16 protein-coding genes are annotated in these 19218 nt (G+C 50.7%); 8 read left to right on the top strand and 8 right to left on the bottom strand.

Annotation, left to right across the window (positions count from 1 at the left end):
• Nucleotides 1–3: 3 nt before the first annotated feature.
• From patR to C1752_RS13255, 4 genes are all read left to right on the top strand, one after another.
• Nucleotides 4–993, top strand: coding sequence for a heterocyst master regulator PatR (gene patR, locus C1752_RS13270; RefSeq protein WP_199464388.1), 990 nt, complete (start codon nt 4–6; stop codon nt 991–993).
• A gap of 98 nt (nt 994–1091) precedes the next feature.
• Nucleotides 1092–2255, top strand: a complete 1164-nt coding sequence (locus tag C1752_RS13265) for a GuaB3 family IMP dehydrogenase-related protein (RefSeq protein ID WP_110986612.1) — start codon at nt 1092–1094, stop codon at nt 2253–2255.
• A 269-nt stretch (nt 2256–2524) separates the two neighbouring features.
• Entirely contained in the window at nt 2525–2860 is a 336-nt protein-coding gene (gene trxA / locus C1752_RS13260; protein ID WP_110986548.1) for a thioredoxin, read from the top strand.
• A gap of 200 nt (nt 2861–3060) precedes the next feature.
• Nucleotides 3061–4146: an LOG family protein gene (locus C1752_RS13255; protein WP_110986547.1), complete on the top strand. Its 1086-nt coding sequence runs from the start codon at nt 3061–3063 to the stop codon at nt 4144–4146.
• A 40-nt stretch (nt 4147–4186) separates the two neighbouring features.
• Here C1752_RS13255 and C1752_RS13250 read toward each other — a convergent pair whose 3' ends face one another.
• Nucleotides 4187–4729 (bottom strand): hypothetical protein, encoded by a 543-nt coding sequence (locus C1752_RS13250; protein ID WP_110986546.1) that lies wholly within the window; start codon nt 4727–4729, stop codon nt 4187–4189.
• A 36-nt stretch (nt 4730–4765) separates the two neighbouring features.
• On the bottom strand, nt 4766–5608 hold the full coding sequence (thiD, locus tag C1752_RS13245; protein ID WP_110986545.1) for a bifunctional hydroxymethylpyrimidine kinase/phosphomethylpyrimidine kinase: 843 nt from the start codon (nt 5606–5608) through the stop codon (nt 4766–4768).
• A 119-nt stretch (nt 5609–5727) separates the two neighbouring features.
• Between thiD and C1752_RS13240 the strand changes: the two genes are divergently transcribed.
• Nucleotides 5728–6285, top strand: a complete 558-nt coding sequence (locus tag C1752_RS13240) for a hypothetical protein (RefSeq protein ID WP_233501587.1) — start codon at nt 5728–5730, stop codon at nt 6283–6285.
• Nucleotides 6286–6296: 11 nt separating this feature from the next.
• Here the strand turns inward: C1752_RS13240 and C1752_RS13235 are convergent, their stop codons facing one another.
• From C1752_RS13235 to C1752_RS13220, 4 genes are all read right to left on the bottom strand, one after another.
• Nucleotides 6297–8519, bottom strand: coding sequence for a transglutaminase TgpA family protein (locus tag C1752_RS13235; protein ID WP_110986543.1), 2223 nt, complete (start codon nt 8517–8519; stop codon nt 6297–6299).
• 92 nt (nt 8520–8611) lie between these two features.
• Nucleotides 8612–9721: a Gfo/Idh/MocA family protein gene (locus C1752_RS13230; protein WP_110986542.1), complete on the bottom strand. Its 1110-nt coding sequence runs from the start codon at nt 9719–9721 to the stop codon at nt 8612–8614.
• 108 nt (nt 9722–9829) lie between these two features.
• Complete coding sequence (locus C1752_RS13225; protein WP_199464387.1) at nt 9830–11755, bottom strand: two-component system response regulator; 1926 nt, start codon at nt 11753–11755, stop codon at nt 9830–9832.
• 342 nt (nt 11756–12097) lie between these two features.
• Nucleotides 12098–13135, bottom strand: a complete 1038-nt coding sequence (locus C1752_RS13220) for a DMT family transporter (RefSeq protein ID WP_110986541.1) — start codon at nt 13133–13135, stop codon at nt 12098–12100.
• Nucleotides 13136–13243: 108 nt separating this feature from the next.
• Here C1752_RS13220 and C1752_RS13215 point away from each other — a divergent pair, with 108 nt between their 5' ends.
• Entirely contained in the window at nt 13244–14125 is an 882-nt protein-coding gene (locus C1752_RS13215; RefSeq protein ID WP_110986540.1) for a universal stress protein, read from the top strand.
• A 28-nt stretch (nt 14126–14153) separates the two neighbouring features.
• Here C1752_RS13215 and C1752_RS13210 read toward each other — a convergent pair whose 3' ends face one another.
• Nucleotides 14154–15773, bottom strand: a complete 1620-nt coding sequence (locus C1752_RS13210) for a protein kinase domain-containing protein (RefSeq protein WP_110986539.1) — start codon at nt 15771–15773, stop codon at nt 14154–14156.
• Nucleotides 15774–16339: 566 nt separating this feature from the next.
• On the opposite strand from C1752_RS13210, the gene C1752_RS13205 reads away from it, so the two are divergent.
• Complete coding sequence (locus tag C1752_RS13205; protein ID WP_110986538.1) at nt 16340–16720, top strand: PadR family transcriptional regulator; 381 nt, start codon at nt 16340–16342, stop codon at nt 16718–16720.
• Nucleotides 16721–16872: 152 nt separating this feature from the next.
• A complete protein-coding gene (locus tag C1752_RS13200) occupies nt 16873–17844 on the top strand; it encodes a serine/threonine-protein kinase (protein WP_110986537.1) in 972 nt (323 codons plus the stop codon).
• Between the two features lie 71 nt (nt 17845–17915).
• Here C1752_RS13200 and C1752_RS13195 read toward each other — a convergent pair whose 3' ends face one another.
• A complete protein-coding gene (locus C1752_RS13195) occupies nt 17916–19034 on the bottom strand; it encodes an ABC transporter ATP-binding protein (RefSeq protein WP_110986536.1) in 1119 nt (372 codons plus the stop codon).
• Nucleotides 19035–19218 lie beyond the last annotated feature (184 nt).

Raw genomic sequence — 19218 nt, 5'->3', positions numbered from 1 at the left:
CCTATGAGTTCCTCCGAACAGTCTTCTAAATTTACTGATCCTTCACAGAAGGACCGCTCCAGTGCTGTGTCTCCACAGGCACCGGATATAAAAAAGACAGGTGGCTCGAAAGGACACACGGCCAGCGAGATCCTTCTGCATCGCCCTCGTCGCCCCACACCACCGGAGCCGCAGCCGGAGTCTGAGACACCCGCAGAAGCCACCACCCCTATTCCAGACGACAGCTCAACCGCCGACTTGGGTGCACAACAGCCCATTCCCTCTCCCAGTGAGCCAATGCAGTATCGGGCCATTGGGCTTGTACGGGGCACGTACAAGCCATCAGAGGAACAATTCAATCGAGGGACCCTCGTCACGGAAGACGGGACGCATTTAGATGCAGTCCTGCTAGGGCAGGTCATGAGCCTCGTCAAAAAGTATCTCGATTTAGAGCAACCCTACCTTTGGGTGGTTTATCCCAGAACCCGTGACAAACAAGAGACCCTACACGTCCAAATAGTAGGTGTCTGGTCAGATGAAGGATTTGGGGCAGAAGAAGAGTCAGCTGATGAGCCATCCGAAACCAACACAGCCAATAGCGCTGGATTAGCAGCCCCCCTTCAAGATGGCTACTTCTCAGTGCGGGGCCAAGTCGTCTTTCACTCGCCGGAGAAGCAGTTTGTACTGGTCAAGATTCAGCAGGCACCGCGCAAAAGCTCTGATCGCCCTAAAGACTTCAAGCTCAAGCTGCTGGGGACTCTTGAAGGGCAGCCCATTGGCTACTTCTGGGATCTACAGGTCCAACGCCAAGGCAACGCCCTAGCCATCACAGCTGGCACCTCCGTGGCCATGGTCCCCCTGAAGAAACGCAAAAAGTCTGGGTCTCCACATCCTAAGAAGAAATCAGACGCACCCCGGGTAGGTCACGGTAAGCCGGTAACTGCACCGAAGAGGGGGCCACGCACCATTGAGCCTCCCATCAAGCGGCAGGCCCGTTCTTCAGGGAATGAGTAAGTCAATAACAATCTAACGGCTGCTCGATAAATCTCCTTTTGACAGGGCATTTTGGGCTTTGCTAGTCTAGCTAAATGGTTCTGGAAGGGGAATACAGAGTGGATATTCAGATTGGTCGGAGTAAAATCGCGCGCCGCGCCTATGGCATGGACGAGATTGCTCTGGTTCCAGGACAGCGGACATTGGACCCGCGATTAGCAGATACCCGTTGGGAGATTGGTGGCATTCATCGAGACATTCCCATTATTGCTAGCGCAATGGATGGTGTTGTCGATGTCAGGATGGCGGTTCAGCTCTCTCAGCTTGGTGCCCTGGGTGTCCTCAATCTAGAGGGCATTCAAACTCGATACGCAGACCCAGAGCCAATTCTCAAACAAATTGCTCAGGTCGAAGTCACAGGTTTTGTGACGTTAATGCAAAAGCTTTATGCTGAACCGATCAAGCCGGAGCTAGTACGTCAGCGGATTCAGGAGATTAAGCAGCAGGGTGGTATTGCAGCAGTGAGCGGCACTCCTGTTGCAGCCAGTCAGTACGGCATTATTGCCGCAGAAGCCGGTGCTGACTTGTTTTTTGTCCAGGGAACCGTGGTCTCAACGGCCCACCTATCACCGGAATCGGTCACACCTCTTGATTTAGCAGGTTTTTGCCAAGAAATGCCGATTCCTGTAGTGATGGGCAACTGTGTCACCTACGACGTGACCCTTAATTTGCTCAAAGCGGGTGCTGCGGGTGTGATGGTCGGGATTGGTCCAGGAGCCGCCTGTACGTCTCGGGGAGTACTGGGCGTCGGTGTTCCTCAAGCAACCGCCATTTCTGACTGCGCAGCAGCCCGCGATGACTACTACCAACAAAGCGGTCAGTACATCCCCATTATTGCCGATGGCGGCTTGGTGACGGGCGGTGATGTTTGTAAGTGTATTGCCTGCGGGGCCGATGCCGTCATGATGGGATCTCCCTTTGCCAGAGCCAGCGAAGCCCCTGGTCAAGGCTTTCACTGGGGGATGGCGACACCTAGCCCCGTTCTGCCGCGAGGCACCCGAATTCGCGTGGGTACGACAGGCACGTTAGAGCAGATCCTGAAGGGGCCAGCTCAGCTCGACGACGGCACCCATAACTTTTTAGGCTCTCTGCAAACTAGCATGGGTACGTTGGGCGCGAAAGACATCAAAGAAATGCAACAAGTGGAAGTTGTCATTGCTCCCTCACTGTTAACAGAAGGAAAAGTTTATCAGAAGGCTCAGCACTTAGGAATGGGCAAGTAGGCCCATTTTATTCTGTGTACGAGGAGTTCGTCATAGGACTTTACGGCAAAAGACGTGGCAAACGGAGATGACTTGCATACAATAGATATGTGCGGAGACAAATGTTTCCGTTCACTCCTCACACCACACTCCGCCTGAGCGTATGTTCGGGCGGCTTCCTGTATATAGCTTTGTTGTATACGGGATTCGATAGCTAAATTTACATCGAAGTGCAGGAGTTCCTGGTATCGTGAGAACTGTAGATAAAATGATCGCAAGGGTCTCCAAGCATGTCAGAAGGTTCAAAGTTAGTTTTGGACGTCACGGACGATACGTTTAAAGAGAAAGTAATCGATTGTGATGTTCCGGTATTAGTAGACTTTTGGGCTCCCTGGTGTGGTCCTTGTCGCATGGTTGGACCTGTTGTTGCTGAAATTGCTGAGCAATACGAAGGTCAAATCCAAGTCTTCAAAGTCAATACGGATGAGAATCCTCAGGTTGCCAGTCAGTACGGCATCCGCAGCATCCCAACTCTGATGATCTTTAAAGGAGGTCAGCGTGTTGATATGGTTGTGGGCGCGGTTCCAAAAACAACCTTAGCAACGACACTTGAGAAATATTTGTAAGCCCTGTATTTACTAGGTCTTGGAGATATCTCAAAGTTTCCAGCCGAAATTGTTACGGTGAGCACGAAGAATAGAGGGAGTCTAGTATTAGGCTCCCTTTGTTTTGGAGGTCAGACTGGTGCTGGGCAAGGGATGCTGCGTCTGCCGTACTTTGATGCCACACGGCAATCCGTTCACTCATAGGGTTTGGATCAAGGTCTATGGCCTCTTTTTCTGATGTAAACGATATTGATATTCTCTATAGCCGTCTGCAGAAGCTCGTCGATCATCTGCCAGATTTGGAGAACAATGATTTAATCCATCAGGCGCTGATGACGGTGCTGCAGATAGCGGCGGGGCAAGCAGATCGCCTCGACTGGAAGATTCTTAGTGCTTCGCTGCAGGATTTAGAAAAGGGATTTGAGACCTTTCATCCCTATCGACACGTGCGTAAGATTTCTATCTTTGGGTCTGCTCGCATCCCGTCAGATAGCCCAGAGTATCAGCTCGCCATTGCATTTGCTCGCTGCGTGGTAGAGCAAGGATTCATGGTAATGACGGGAGCTGGCGGTGGGATTATGGAGGCCGGGAATCAAGGGGCAGGGGCAGAAAAATCCTTTGGTCTCAATATTCAACTTCCGTTTGAGCAGGGCGCAAATCCCTTCATCACCCATAATGACAAGCTGATTGACTTCAAGTACTTTTTCACCCGCAAGCTGTTTTTTCTCCGGGAGACAGATGCGATCGCACTTTTTCCGGGGGGATTTGGAACCCAAGACGAAGCCTTTGAATGTCTAACGTTGATTCAAACAGGGAAATCTGCTCCGATTCCGTTGGTGCTAATCGACAAACCCGGCGGAACGTACTGGTCAGAGTGGGATGCCTACATCAAGAAGAATCTGGCCGATCGCGGCCTCATTAATCCCGACGATCGCAATTTATACATGATTACCGATGATTTGGCGACGGCCTGCTCGGCCATTTCTGACTTCTATCGGGTCTACCACTCTAGTCGCTATGTGGGCGACCGCTTCGTGATCCGCCTCAACCAGACACTTTCAGAGGCTGAATTGACAACCCTCAATCAGCAGTTTAGCGACATTTTGCTTTCGGGCCAGATTGAGACCTGTGCTGCCCTTCCTGAGGAAAGCCAGATGCCCCAACCCCATCAAACCCAAGATGCAACGGAGCATCTGCCTCGATTGATCTTCCACTTTAACCAGCGTGATCACGGTCGCCTCTACCAGATGATCAGGGTGCTCAATCAAATGGGCCAGAAGGCTGATAAGCATCCTGAGCGTAAGTAAAGCGGCCCTTAGTTAACTTTGATGCTGGAATACAGAATTTTTAGATGTCTTGGCTGGATAGCGATGAAGCTTCTAGATACTGTTGGACGCCCTGACTCATTTCCAGTAAATTGGGCGCAATTTTCTGAGACAGATAGTTTTCTACAACCGAGGCAACGTGGCCTCTGACCAGATCGGGAATGCCCTCTAGCTGCTGAGGATTGATGGCGAGACGGCCCCGATTTTCCACGACGGTGTGGGAACCATCTTCAACAAACCGATTTTCTCCACCACAGCTCACGGCCTTGGTAAAGGCATGGGTTTCAATACGCCAGATCAAAGTATAAGTGTCTGAATCCCAAATATTGTGCTCGGTCCAGGACAGCATATCGTCACTGAGAATGCTGCGAGCCAGGGCTGGAATCTCTCCGCCGCCGTGCCAATGGTTGATGCAAAAAAGCTGCCCGCGAACGTCACGTCGGGACTTGATGTCGATGCTGCGGACGTTGGGCAGGTAGGGAATCAGATCTAAAAGCTGATCTCGATAGGTCTGGAAAACCAAGGGGCGGGGAAAGGGGATACGGGTGTCGCATTCGATATTCAACGATCCTGACCCTGTAAGCGATGGGCCTATCGTCTCTTATTCGGTTACGGGCGGCAAGGGGGCGGCCTGGATTAGGGGAAACCAGTGACCCACGGGGCCGGGGCCTTGACCAATCTGCAGAGCATGATGGAGAGCTTGGGTAATGTAGTCTTTAGCGGCTTTAACGGCGTTGAGAGGCGGTTGACTGAGGGCTAACTGGGCTGCAATCGCAGCGGAGAGGGTACAGCCAGTACCGTGGGTGTTAGGAGTGGGCACAGGGTCAGCCTTTAGGACTTCAAGTTGCTGACCATCGAACCAAACATCGGTGCCCTGCAGGTCGCCTGTGCAGCCACCGCCCTTAATGAGGACAGACTGAGAGCCAAGCTGGTGAATGGCGATAGCGACGGCTTTCATATCCTGTAGGGTCTCAATGGACTGATCACTGAGGATTTCGGCTTCATAGCGATTGGGGGTCAGGATGAGGGCGTGAGGGATTAGATGGGTTTTTAGGGTTGAGATCGCATCTTCATCAATCAACCGCGCTCCAGCTCGGGACACCATCACTGGATCCACCACCAGGGTCTGAAGATTGTTTTTCTGAACAGTCTGAGCAACGGCCAAGATAATCTCAGCATTGGGCAACATGCCAGTCTTGACAGCATCAAAGCCAATATCTTCAGCAACTGCCTCAATTTGAGCAATCACAGCCTCAGGGGATAAGACATCTACTCGCGTGACCGCCATAGTATTCTGGGCCGTCACGCAGGTAATCGCGCTGGTGCCGTGTACTTGGTTGAAGGCAAAGGTCCGCAAATCAGCTTGGATGCCAGCACCACCACCGCTATCAGAACCGGCAATGGTTAAGGCGACTGGAACAGGGCGGTAAGTTAGAGGCAGCATATAAGGTACGCAATTTATCTCAAATCATAAGGGGTTATTTACAAACGGCGTGAACGAGCGCAGTCCAAAAATTCATGGGCTATCTTGGAAACGTAAAGTTTTGGTTTGACCGAGAACGGATGCCATCAAAGCCCAGATCCGCAACAAAATGGGGAAAGGTTCTAGTCAGTGTCGCCATTGTTGTTGGCATTGGAGTTGCGATCGCACCTTCCCTCACCCTTAAAGGGGTGCCGCTGCCAATTATTTTTAAGTTTTTAACAGACGGTCCAGCCCGCGAAGCATACTTCGACAAGGATAAGGCTACGCTGCACGACCGGCTGCAAGAGCTAAACATCGAAAACGAAATCAAGGACTATTATCGGCCTCAGTTTCAAGATGAACAGGAACTTGATCTGCACATTCATCAAGTGTTCTACGATCTCTCTGGCTACATCGGCAAGTCCTACGTTGTCACCTCCCAGGGAACCCTGAAGCTAAGAGATCTCGACTTCCAGTTTTGGGCCAGATTAGCAGAAGAGGTGGGCGTCATTTCCGACTCTTACTACAGCACTGATGGCATCCCCTACGTGGTCAGCAAAGAGGGCATTGTTGCCCGCTATGAAACCATTGCCCCTCTTTACCCCAGGAAATGGCTGAAAAAAAAGCTCAGAAAGCAGCGCGGAGCGAAAAAAACATAGCCCTGTGCGATCTACTTAACGGATCGAGACCTCATTTTCATCAACGCCCGGAGCTGCTGACGCAGGTAAGGCAAATTGGCCGGTCGTCCTCCATAACGCCACCCCACATAGGCATGGGAAATTTCAGCAACAATATCAGCTAGTCCAGGAGACTGCTGTTGAATCTGCTGGACGTATTCCTGCGGTGTCTGTTGAGATCGCTTGGGTAGACCACGTTCCCTAAGCTGCTTCAGCATTTGCTGGTAGAGCCGCACAATTGGCGGTAGCGTTGACAGCCAGCGACGATAGCGCCAGCTACGCCACAGCAGTCGGCCTAGCCAGCCAGCGAATACAAGCCCCACAACCAAGAGCAACCCGGTCACAATCCCTTGCCAGCCGCTCAAAAGGCTGAGGCGAGCAAAAGCAGACGCAATTAGGGCGAATAAACCACTCAGCAGTCCCGTGAGCGGAGACGGCAACCATCCTGCCACCCAGTTCCAGAACTGACGCAGCACCGTGAAGGTCTGATTCTGCTCCACCGAAGGCGGAACCAAAGCATGGCCTGGAATCGGATCAAAAGCGAACCAGCCATACTTCGGAAAGTACACTTCAGTAATCGCATAGGCATCGGTGTTCTTGACCACGTACATGCCCGTCAAAGCATTGAACTGACCCGAACCAAATCCCGTCGTCAACCGGGCCGGAATGCCCAAAGAGCGCAGCATCACCGTCAGCGTCGTGGAGAAATGATCAGGGTACCCGCCCTCATACTGAAACAAAAAGGCATCCACCAAATCCTGATCGTCAGTTAGCGGCGGCAGATTGGGCTGGAGGGTGTAGTTTTGCTTGAGTGCCTGGGCAAGGAACAGAGACTTTTCATAGGCCGAGGTGGGCATCTGGTCAGCCTTAGACAGTAATTCCTCTGCCTGCTGGCGCACAGGTTGGGCAATCTCAACCGGAATCTGGAGATAGGGCTGAATCTTTGCGGGATAGTCTGTGGTCGCTTGGCTCAGTAGGGTGCGATCACGGTAGGGCACCTCTGAAATCACGGTGTAGGTAAGCCCCTCCTCTAGCTGAACGGGCGATCGTAAGCTTCCCTCTAAATCAACAGCAATCTCTCGGGTAGGGAAATAAATCTCTTTAGGCTGACTCAGGGCCGGAATCAGATTCGGGAAATCCGCCAGAATAGAATAGGTTTGAACAATCTCTTTGCTTTGACCTTGGGCCACTGTCGGAGGCGTAAAAAAGCGATAGGACCAAGCCGGACGCTTCAGGGTCTTGACGTTGTCATTGCGTGAGATGGTCCAGCCTTGGCCGGTGTATTGGTCAAAGGAGAGAACTCGCCAAAATCCCTCAGCTTGCGATCTCACCCGCATCACTACCTTTGGCGTCAGGCTACCGCGCAAATTCTGGTTCATGGTCTGGTTGAAACCACTGTAAAACTCAGAATCAAGCTGGCCGGTTTCAGCCCCATCAGCAAAAGTTTGACCGCCTTCTCCAGCCTGAGAGGGATCGCCCTTCACATAGCCAGGGTTGACAATCTTTTGACCATCAAACTGTCCCTGAAACTCAATGGGATTGCTGACTGGAAACGTTCGGATTTGATACCCCGGAAGTCGAGGCAATAGCGCAAAAATCGTTAGCCCCAGGATAACTACGGTGAGCAGAACCCCGAGAAGCCTGCGCGGCGCAAGGGAGATCTGCTGCTTGACTGCTCCCAGACCCAAGCGAGAGCGATAGTCCAGCATCAACACCGGGAGAGCAATCGCTAAAAATAGAAGTAAAAATCCCCCAAAAGCTGTCGTCTCACTGATTGTCGCCGCAACCCCCAGCAAAATAACGCCAATCACGGCAGAATAGCCCAGATCTTTTCGCCGAGGCATATCGAAGGTATGTAAAACCTGCAGCTGAATCAAGAGTTCAGCGAGGGCAACTCGTGAATCGCCCAATTGCGTCACCAGCCGAGACAGAAAAAAGAATAAAACCAGCAGCATTCCCACTGCAATACCAATCTTGGCCCCCAGATTACGTCGACGCCGTTGGCGGTAGCTCCAAGCTGCCCCCATCAAACTCAAGGGAATGGCCCATAGCCCGTTCCCTGTAGCGGCAGCCATATCCGTCGCCAGGATACCAACCGACACCAAAGCCTGCACGCTGACGCGCAGCGCCACGGAGTCCTCCACAAGCGCCACAGCATGAGACGAAGTTTTAGGAAACCTCAATTGCTGGAATCTTTGGCGCAGTGCAGTGCTCATGGGTAGTCTTCAAACGGTAGGGCAATACTCTGTCTTAGTCTGCCCTCAGTGGGCCCAACGCCATCCATTAACGGCTCCAGAGAACCACAAGACTACGCCAGGAAGGTCTCCAGCACCGGGACATCGACCCAGCACTGCTGTTGATGAGATTGATGGGCTAAGTCCATTAACAACTGCGAATAAACTCCCTCTCGCAGAGAGGGAGCCGTTTCCTTACCCGTTTGAATCATCTCAGCCCAGTGATCGATCACCCGTTTAGTGGGGGCAATACGGCCATCATCATAGGTTTGCTGAAACTCCAGAAAATCAGGAATCTCAATCGTCTCCAGTGGCGCACCGCTTTGGCTGCCCTGAAGCTCAAAACCGTGAACATAATCGTTGGGGGTATTCATGCCCAGCACCAAGGTGCCGCGATCGCCATAGACCTCAACCCAGTGCCCCCGTCCGGCATAGGCAGTCGCGCTGATATTCACTTGGCAGATCGTGCCACTCATCAGCTCCAGCATCAGAACGCAGGTATCGTCAGCATCCACCGACTTTGCCCGCCCAGTCTGGGGGTCAGGTCTCTGCTGAATAGAGGTGATCAGCTGCGCCGATAGACGCTTAACAGAGCCAAATAACCAGGCAATGTAGTCGAAGGTGTGAGAACCCAAAGCCCCTAGAGAGCCGCCACCCAGTTCTTTGCTTGCATGCCAGCTCCAGGGACGCTGGGGATCCGCCCGTCCACCTACAAGCCAATCAACCTTAATCAGCCGCGTTTGCCCGACGTAGGTCTGGTCTAAAAGGTGCTTCAGATGCATCCAGGCAGGGACAAATCTAAATTCAAAGTTCAAGGTTGCCTGTACCTGATGTTGCTGCGCCAGAACATGCAGAGACTTAGCCTCAGATGCGGTGAGTGTGGTGGGCTTCTCTAGAAACAGATGCTTCCCGGCCTTAAGAATCTTTTGGGCCATCTCATAGTGCAAGAAGGGAGGCGTAGAAAGACTCACACCTTGCACACCCGGCAGACTGACAATTTCCTCGAGGGAGTCAGCCGCATTGTCAATCTGATGAGCAGCAGCAACCTGCTGAGCCTTGGAACGATCGCGGTTGTAGACGGCCACGACTTCAGTGGCTGCAGCATCTTGAAAGGCTGGAATATGCACTTTTTGACCGAAGCCAGTGCCGACAACAGCAATACCAATGGAGGTGTCAGATGTCATAGGTTGAGGGGTTTGATTAGGGCAGCGGATCTAAGAACCGCTCAAATCTATAGGTACCACAATTTTCTGACTGCAAGTACGTCGAATACTGACGAAGAGAGTCATGGTTTAAGAACCAAGCAAAATCTGATCCCGATGGCTAAGCATCCCAACAACGGCTTGAGTGTCAACGGGCTTCGAGAATAAATAGCCCTGACCATATTGACAACCTAGCTCTGCCAAGCGATGGCGTTGCTCAGGTGTTTCAATTCCTTCCGCAACGACGTCCATCCCCAAATTATGGGCGAGGGTGATGATGGCTTGCACAATTGCAGGGGTTTTATGGGTCTGCGCCATGCTGTTAATAAAAGAACGATCGACCTTGAGGGTATCAACGGGGAAATAATGAAGATAGCTCAAGGAAGAATAGCCGGTGCCAAAGTCATCAATACTGAGCTGAATGTTGCGATCGCTTAACCGTTCTAGAATTTCAGCGGCAGAGGTCGAATTATTCATGATCGCGCTTTCTGTGATTTCTAGCTTTAGGTAGCGCCCCTCAAGTCCTGTCTCCTGCAAAACCTGATCAATCTGCTCGATTAAATCAGGCTGTGAGAATTGTTTGACTGACAAATTTATACAGATATACATCGGTCCACGCAGCAGCTTTTGATGCTGCCAGGTCTTCAACTGACGGCAGGCTTCACGAAAAACCCACTGGCCAATGGGAACAATCAAACCCGTCTCTTCCGCAACAGGGATGAAGTCCCCCGGCGAAACCGGACCCCGTTCAGGATGCTGCCAGCGCACTAACGCTTCAAATCCTTGAATTTCTCCAGTAGCTAACGAAACAATGGGCTGGTAATGCAGGAAAAACTCTTGGCGCTCGATAGCCCGGTGCAAATCGGTATCCAGTAGCAGACTCGTCTGGGCATCGGCATGCATACTCGGATCAAAAACCTGATAGCGGCTACCGTTACGCCCCTGTGCTTTAGCCCGATACATAGCGGTGTCGGCATCTCTAAGAATATCGACGGGGGTCAGATAACCCCAGCAGCTATGCACGATACCAATGCTGGCCGTGATAAAAAATTCGTGACCGTCAATCTGGAAAGGCGCGCTCAAAGCAGCTTGAATGGTTTGGGCCACTGCCGTTGCCTCAGATAGCTGGCTGAGATCGTCAAGGAGAACCGTAAACTCATCGCCTCCGAGACGGGCCAAGGTAGTCTCCGGTGGCAAACAACACTGAAGACGCTCAGCAATGGCAATTAGAAACTGATCACCCACAAAGTGTCCAAGGGAATCATTGACAATTTTGAAGCGATCGCAATCCAAAAAGAGAACCGCAAAGGCAAAGCCAGAGGACTGCTGCGTTTTATCGATCGCCTCCTCTAAACACTGCATCAGCAATGTCCGGTTGGGCAGGCGCGTGAGCGGATCATGCATCGCTCGATACCGTAACTGCTCCTGAGCTTGCTCCCGTTCAACAATTTCTTGTTCGAGCTGCAGCGTTCGCTGCTTCACACGTTCTTCAAGCTCTGCATTTAAGCGATGCACCTGTGCTTCCACCGCGATGCGCTCTCGCACTTCTTGCTGCAAGCGCAGATTTTGACTCTGCAAGTCATCCTGTAGTCGGCCAATGGTCAACTGATTTTCAATTCGAGCGAGCACCTCAGGAAACTGAAAGGGCTTCGTGACGTAATCAACGCCCCCCACGGCAAAGGCCTTCACCTTGTTTAAGGCATCATCCAGCGCACTGATAAAAATCACTGGGATACTCGCCGTCTCAGGGTCAGACTTGAGCTGACGGCAGACTTCGTAGCCGTCCATATCGGACATTTTGATATCCAGCAAGATTACGTCCGGCCTCAGATGCTTGACACTGATCAGGCTCATAGAACCGTTGACGGCACCTCGCACTTGATATCCCTGCTGGATCAGTGCTTCAGAAAGAATTTGAATATTGTTAGGAGTATCGTCAACAATCAGCACTAGACCTTTACTGGCCAAAGCTTTCATCTCCTGCGGGAGGCTAGTGATAGATTGCGCTGAACTCATAATGAGAGACGATCTTCAGGGTGTCTACAGTCGGTCCTAGCATGACGGCTTGCAGGCCATAGATATCAACCAGTAACCTCGCTAAAGACTTGGGGGTGCAAGCAGTGAAGCTTTCAATACTTGCTTTTTCCAGCCAAGAACGAGGAGCTAGAACGGACAATCGGCAGCCCAATTAGATAGGTGCTTACACAATAAAGACAAACGAATGTTGACTTAAGTGTAGTATTTGTTAAGGCTTAGCGCACACCGTGCTTGTACGGAAACAGATACAAATTGCCTCTGATTGCACACAATGCGATACAATCTCATGCCGACTATCTCTAAAGTACCCTGATCGTTGTGCTAAATACCTTTAAACCCAACTTCGAGGTCCAGCTCCTGTAACCCTACGCTGGTTTTCTGCTTCGCAATCTGTCGAGAAACACCCAATTGATTGAGAGCAATCCCTGCCATAAGTACAAGACCTCCAATCCATTGAGCCACGGTCGGAGGCTCCCCAAGAATAAAGTAGGCTGCCAGGAAGCCTGCGATTGGTCCGAAGGCACTGGCAAGAGACACTTCCGCAGCGCTGGTCGTTTTGAGACCTTGGAACCAGCAAAGCTGTCCGCCGGCAACAATAACGGCTCCATAGATCAGCATCCACTGCCAAACAGAAGGGGTAAGAATATCAGCAAAGTGGTTGACCCCAAAAAATTGAAGCACGATCAGAAAGAAAATAGCAGAGCCGACCGCAGTACGGACGATTGCAAACAAACCTAGGGGTACCTGACGCAGGCCAATTTGACTGATGACGGTGGCAATGGCAGTTGCGATCGCACCCATCAGCGTCCACAGTTCTCCACGACCGATCTCAAAGCGACCCATACTTACCATCACCTCTTCCGCACCGTGGGCCTGCAGAATAATCGTGAGCAAAACGCCGACAAAAGCTAAAGCGCCCCCCCCAACAATCCAAATATTCGTTCGCTCCTTTAAAAAAACCACGGCAAGAGCCAGCGTCAAAGGCGGCTCGATGCGGCCAATGAGAATAACGTTGTTAACATTAGTTTGCTCCAAAGCAATGAAAAAGAGAGATGGGGCGAGCGCTCCGGCCAGCAAGGCAACACTCAATAGAGCCAGATAGTCTCGTCCCGAAAGTCGCTGGAATGAAGTCAAAAGCTGGGGGCGACCATAGACCAAACACAAGACCAGCAGCGCACAGAGATTACCCACCAGCAAAACATTACAGAACGAGAGCGGATTGCGCCCATCAATGCTGTGCAGAGCACCAACCTGCATTAGCCTTCGGGTCACAGCACTAGCAGAGCCAAACAGCAAAACGGCGATCCCCAGATAAACCCGTCCCGAGATGCGTCGCCAAAAAGAAAGGAGCTGAGACATAAGCAAATCTGGTAGTTCTAAAACGGCTCTTTATCAATTAGCACTGAGTCAATTCGGTCAGCCAACACCGCATAATGAAGATACACTCCCGCATCACTCGTCTACCCTATGTTTCATCGGCTTCTCATTGCAACAGATTTTTCTGATGGCCTTCAACGCCTGGTTCAGTTTATCCCTGACCTTGCGCAGACGGGCCTGCAGCAGATTACCTTTCTGCACTGCGTTCCCCTCAAAGAGGACCGCAGCATTCCCCGTGTTGACGAGACAAAACTGTCCGAGGCTCGTCAGCGGCTAGCACCTGCTCTAGAAACACATCTAGACTCCATAACAGTCAACATTGAGGTCACCGCAGGCAAACCCTCAGAAGCAATTGTTAAAGCAATCGATAAATACGATAGCGATCTATTGATGGTAGGCATGTCGACCCACAGCCTGCTCAACGAGAAGCTATTTGGTAGCACGACCTGTAAGCTGGCCCAACTTGTGGCAGTTCCGCTACTCATTTTGAGACCTCAATTAGTCTCAGCGTATACAGTCGAAGAGCTTTCTTTACGCTGTCGCCATCTGTTTCGCTACCTGTTGATTCCCTATGACGGTAGTGCTTCAGGACAGCAACTGATCGCTTTTATTCAACAGCAGGCCATCAACCGTCCGCCCCATTCCCTAGAATCCTGCATGCTTTGCTGGGTCGTAGAGGCATCAGGACGAGCAAAAAGATCTCTTCAGCCCCATCTTGATGATAAGCAGGTGATTCTACAAAAGCTCCAAGCAGATCTGCAACAGCTCAATCTCACCGTTAACTATCAGGTACGCACCGGCAATGCCATTGCAGAAGTCAACCAGGTTGCGCTTGAGTTCGACATTAGCGCCATTGCAGTATCCTCTCGGCACTTCGGTCGTTTATGGGAACTGTCAATTCCCAGCTTTACGGGTGAAATGATTCGCCGAAGTTGGCATCCGATCCTGTTTGTACCGCCTTCAAAGTCATAGCCTCAAAATTGGGGTTTCGCCCCTGCACTCAAGAGAATAAACTCGCAATACTCTGACCTTGCGATAGCTGCAGCTTCCGCAGAATTTTAGGCTTATTTTTTTCTAATTCAGCCTTTAGAAGCCGCTTGCTCGTCATCGAGGAATCTACCGAAAGAGCATGTTTAGACTGTTGCAACCACTCTTGGAACCTCACGCGCTGATCCGGCGCAATCGAAAACGTACGGACATTTGCAGGCTGTTCAGGATCTTCACGAGCAAAAAAGAGTACCGGATAGTAACCTGTCTGACTCAGTAAATTGGCAATCTTTCGCCCTCGTGCATGCTTCAGATCTAGGTAACAAGGCAGCCAACGCGCACCAAGGCTACGATCATAAAGCGTCGTAATCCACAGAATCATGGGATGGGGCTGCATCGTACACAAAAACTGGTTATAGCGAGCATTCAAAAGACGCTGCTGAATCTCATTCCTTGACAACATCATCCAGAGCCCGATCGCCTCTTGGTGCTCAGACTCCAGTACACTCGGGAACACAATGTCTTTAATCGGCTTATCAGCAGGCCACTGCACATCCCAGCCAGCGCCCTCAATTGACCAAATGAGCTGTTGCGGATTGGGAGTTGCTGGCCCGTGAGCGGATTTTTCTTTGGCTGCTGGCTCAGGGACTGGCTCAAGAACTGGCTCAGGAGTCTGCTGATTTGGCAAGGCTGGTTCAACCCGTGGCTCACGTACCGGAGAGGGATCTACAGGAGTAGGATGATCCAGAAGCTGAAGAACATCTAAGATTTCAGCCATATTTTGGGGGCGATTAGCAGGTCCCTTTTCCAAGCAACCCATAATCAAATCAACCAAAGTCTCCGGCAGCTGCAGATGAGGTGCAACCTCTGAAAACTTTCGTGGAGATTGAGAACGGTGAGCTTTATACCAGCTACCAATGGAGTTCGTGGCGGGTTCAACAGGCATTCTTCCTGTTAGCACCTCAAACATTGTGATACCTAAGCTATAGATATCAGAACGCCCGTCAATATCTTGTCCCTCAATTTGCTCAGGAGAGGCATAGGCTAGTGTCCCCATAAATGAGCGGTTCTGGGTTCCTTCGATCCCGTCCGACAGAAACTGGGCAATTCCAAAATCCAGCACCTTAGCCAGTTCTCCCAAAGCTGGATCTGGAATGATGAACACATTACTCGGTTTAATATCCCGATGGACAACCTGATAGAGCTGACCATCGAGTTTGATTCCCGCGTGGGCAGCCTGAAGACCCAGACAAACCTGACGCATCAAGTTGAGGAACCGATCGAGCACCAGCGGCTTGGTCGCAATCAAATCGCTAAGACTACCACCAGACTCCATGTACTCCATGATGTAGAACGGAACGTCAGCATGATTAACGCCGTAATCAATCACGCGGACAATATGGTTACTACGGTGACCCAGCTTAGCTCCAGTTCGGGCTTCTTGAGCAAACCGAGTTTTCATCTTCTCGCTCAGTAATGCCTGGGACAGGAATTTTGCAGCCACTGGAACACCATCCAATGTTTGATCTTCAGCCAGATAGACTCTACCCATCGAGCCTTGCCCCACCAACTTAGCGAGTCGATATCGATTGAGAAGAAGTTGACCAAGGTTGGGATCTGCCTGCGACGCCATTCTTTAACTCATTCCTTAAACCTGCCTCTGATTGTAGCGTTAGGCTCAAAAAAGCATGCAGTTAGCGTATAAGATACCTACTCCTTCGGTTTATCCACAGCAAAACCGGCAATTGCATACTGCTGGTAGACAAAGGGTCATGGGGTCGATAGTGCCAAATTGATTGACGTCTTCAACCGTAAATCACTCGGTTTTACGGTACCAATAGAACCACGAGTCAAGCATTGCAGTCGATAGAACAAAAGGAGCTAAGAATACAGGTTCTCTGGCCTCAACAACACATCAAATAAAATATTGAATGGAGGTCTAAGAGAATGGGGTGGTTTTCGAGCCTAGATTAAGTACCTTAAATAAGGATGCCTGTCGAGGGGAATTTAACTCTTGTTGGTGAAAGTACATGATAATATCCTAATCGCAGGTTAATGCATGCCGTTAAGTTAAAAATCGTGATAAAAATCGCTATTTTTGACTTATATCGACAGTTGTGAGGTTTTAATCACACAATTACGCAAGTGCACAGACCTGTTTGCATTGCTATCGGGGGGCCAATTGGTAGAGACAGGAATATGAAATTTCAAGATATTTACCAGTATTTTCAAGATCCACCACCTATCTATCTCAGCAAGGAAGTAGCTGTCTGCTATATTCTGGCAGTCTTAGTAGAACATGGTGATTCCTACGGAACCGCTCTGATTCAGCTAGTCGAAGCTGAGCATTCGCTTTATCGCTTATCGGATACCGTTCTATATGGTGCCCTTAAGTTTTTAGAAGAAGAAGGGGTAATCAGAGGCTACTGGCAGAAGGTACAGGGTCGAGGTCGACCTCGGCGAATGTACCAAATTGATACAGAAAAGCGGGATGAAGCCAGAAGCCTAGGCCGTTTGTGGCATAAGTACATCGGCGAGCAAGAATCGGCGGTCAAGCCTCAACAGCGACAATCAGGCTAAGACATCCTCACCCTCTCTTTATACGGGAAAGATTGACCCATATCTTCCCTCGTTAGAGAAAGTATCGGCCGGACGACTATGTAGTCGTCCGGCGCGGTTTGGCTGTGCCGTATGATAGTTTACTGCAGGCACGGCAAGGGCATTCGCAATTCATGTTAGGACGCAAGCTCGCTGATCGCTATAAAATAGTCAAGAGTTTGGGAGGCGGTGGATTTAGCAAAACTTTTCTCGCCATTGATACGCAGCAAGACAGACGACGCTGCATTGTCAAGAAGCTGCAGACAGACTCCGATGATAATTTTACGGTTCGGACGGCTAGACGGCTCTTTTCAACTGAAATCAAGGTTCTTAAACGTTTAGGAAAGTATGACCAAGTCCCTGAACTTTTTGACAATTTCGTTGAAGACCAAGATTTTTTTCTGGTTGAGCAATATATTGATGGGCGAAATCTGAAGCAGGAGCTGCAGTGGGGACGGCGCTGGAGTGAAGCGAAGGTTATTGCTTTTCTTCAGGATATTCTGACGACGCTAGCATTTGTACATCGGCAAAGCGTAATTCATCGCGATCTCAAGCCCGCTAATATAATCCGGCGACGCAAAGACAAAAAAGTAGTTTTGATTGACTTTGGCTCTGTAAAAAGTCAGCGACAACCCTCTCGAACCGTCGTGATTGGAACCTCAGGATACATGCCAGGGGAACAATCGATGGGACGTCCCAACTACAGTAGCGACGTTTACGCAGCAGGCATGATTGCGATCCAGGCACTAACGGGACGGGATCCAGCGAAGGGAAAACTGTCGGCCAATCCGAAGACAGGTGAGATTCTTTGGCGACGGTATGCCAACGTTACCCCTGCATTGGCTGAGGTCTTGGATAAGATGGTGCGCTACGATTTTCGGCAGCGGTATTCATCAGCAATGGATGCACTGGAAGCAATTGAGCCTCTTGCTCAGGGCGGTTTCTTTTCGCGTCGCCGAGTGTTTCAAGCCGTCGGTTTCTGGGGGATGGCTTTACTCGGCTCTGGAGTTGCCTACGAAGCCTTCAAGCGCAATCCATCATTGTCCCAGGCGCTAAAGAAAATATTTTCTGCTGCAGCAAACAGGGAAATAAGCAGCCGCCAGTAGTGCGCACCAACAATAGAAGCATCTCCCACAGTAAATTACCGATTGATCCCGACGGTAACAATCCGGTGGGATTAACATTGCAAGGTCATAGGGCGAGACAATTTCGGTGAGGCTAGGTCTGGGAAAATCTGGACGCGTTGAGTTGCCAGCGACAACTTCACAGCCGTACCAATAGCCAGCGCCTGGCCGATTCCTGTACGGGCGTGTAACTCCTTGCCAGAATCAGTTTGGAGACAATAACGATATTCACGCCCAAGGAACTGGCGATCTCGAATCGTGGTGGTAGATTCAGCATTAGGCCGTAGTTGCAAATCCTCTTGACGAATCATAAGGGTGCCTGTAGAGCAGCTGTCAAGCAGTGCGGCATCAATGAGGGTCTCTGAGTCATCTGGAACGATGGCAAAATCTGACACCTCCGTTTGCCAGTCATTTCCTTGACGGTGGACGCGCAAGAAATTAGCCTGAGTTACAAATTCAGCCACAAATTGAGACTGAGGGTGCTGATAAATATCTTCTGGCCTGCCGACCTGCTCAAGTTTACCGGCTCGCATCACGGCCACTTGATCAGCCATTGCCATTGCTTCTTCTTGATCGTGGGTCACGAAAACAGCAGACGTCCCAGCAATCTTGAGAATATCTCGAAGCTCTTGCCGCAGTCGCAGCCGCACCTGCACATCTAAATTGCTAAGGGGTTCATCAAGCAACACTAAATTCGGTTGGGGCGCCAAGGCCCGCGCCAGCGCCACCCGCTGCTGCTGCCCTCCCGATAGCTCGTGGGGATAGCGCTTTTCCATGCCCCGCAAACCGACAAGATCCATTACTTCAGCCACTCGTCGGGAAAGATCGCCGGTCTTTCGACTGCCCTGTAACCCAAACCCCACATTATCGCCAACCGTCAGGTGCGGGAATAAAGCAAAATCCTGAAAAACCATTCCCACCGAGCGATGCTCGGGTGCAACCCAAACGCCTTGACCACAGACGAGAACACCATCTAAACATAGATAGCCTTGCGGCTGCTCAAAACCAGCAATAATTCTCAGTAAGGTGGTCTTACCACACCCTGATGGCCCCAGTAGACCCAAAATATTCCCTTTCTCAAGCTCAAGGGTAACGTGGTCAACCGCTGGAGGGATTTTAGGAGAAAAAGACTTAGTAATCTCTTCGAGTTGAAGGATTGAGGAGAACTCCATTTAAGACAAGATGCAGGTGTACATGACATCGCTTGCGATGGGCCTACCACTGGCGAGTGTTTTTCTATTGTCTACATTATCTGCGGTATCCGCAAGAATTCTCATTAAGCCTGGGGTAGATGAGAGTGAAGGTATCGAAAGAAACACTTGTTGAGGCTCAATCCAAGGCGATTAGAAATGACTA

Origin of the sequence: Acaryochloris thomasi RCC1774 (assembly GCF_003231495.1) — a bacterium.
In the GTDB taxonomy this organism is placed as follows: domain Bacteria; phylum Cyanobacteriota; class Cyanobacteriia; order Thermosynechococcales; family Thermosynechococcaceae; genus RCC1774.
The sequence above is the reverse complement of the archived record's forward strand: the minus strand, read 5'-3'. Positions and strand labels throughout refer to the sequence as shown.

Bases quoted from the DNA above. Each gene is read 5' to 3' on its own strand.
- C1752_RS13210 (WP_110986539.1), bottom strand. From the start codon at position 15,773: ATGGCGTCGCAGGCAGATCCCAACCTTGGTCAACTTCTTCTCAATCGA.
- C1752_RS13195 (WP_110986536.1), bottom strand. From the start codon at position 19,034: ATGGAGTTCTCCTCAATCCTTCAACTCGAAGAGATTACTAAGTCTTTT.
- C1752_RS13255 (WP_110986547.1), top strand. From the start codon at position 3,061: ATGGCCTCTTTTTCTGATGTAAACGATATTGATATTCTCTATAGCCGT.
- C1752_RS13240 (WP_233501587.1), top strand. From the start codon at position 5,728: ATGCCATCAAAGCCCAGATCCGCAACAAAATGGGGAAAGGTTCTAGTC.
- patR (WP_199464388.1), top strand. From the start codon at position 4: ATGAGTTCCTCCGAACAGTCTTCTAAATTTACTGATCCTTCACAGAAG.
- C1752_RS13230 (WP_110986542.1), bottom strand. From the start codon at position 9,721: ATGACATCTGACACCTCCATTGGTATTGCTGTTGTCGGCACTGGCTTC.
- C1752_RS13200 (WP_110986537.1), top strand. From the start codon at position 16,873: ATGTTAGGACGCAAGCTCGCTGATCGCTATAAAATAGTCAAGAGTTTG.
- C1752_RS13225 (WP_199464387.1), bottom strand. From the start codon at position 11,755: ATGAGTTCAGCGCAATCTATCACTAGCCTCCCGCAGGAGATGAAAGCT.
- C1752_RS13235 (WP_110986543.1), bottom strand. From the start codon at position 8,519: ATGAGCACTGCACTGCGCCAAAGATTCCAGCAATTGAGGTTTCCTAAA.
- C1752_RS13220 (WP_110986541.1), bottom strand. From the start codon at position 13,135: ATGTCTCAGCTCCTTTCTTTTTGGCGACGCATCTCGGGACGGGTTTAT.
- thiD (WP_110986545.1), bottom strand. From the start codon at position 5,608: ATGCTGCCTCTAACTTACCGCCCTGTTCCAGTCGCCTTAACCATTGCC.
- C1752_RS13215 (WP_110986540.1), top strand. From the start codon at position 13,244: ATGTTTCATCGGCTTCTCATTGCAACAGATTTTTCTGATGGCCTTCAA.
- C1752_RS13205 (WP_110986538.1), top strand. From the start codon at position 16,340: ATGAAATTTCAAGATATTTACCAGTATTTTCAAGATCCACCACCTATC.
- trxA (WP_110986548.1), top strand. From the start codon at position 2,525: ATGTCAGAAGGTTCAAAGTTAGTTTTGGACGTCACGGACGATACGTTT.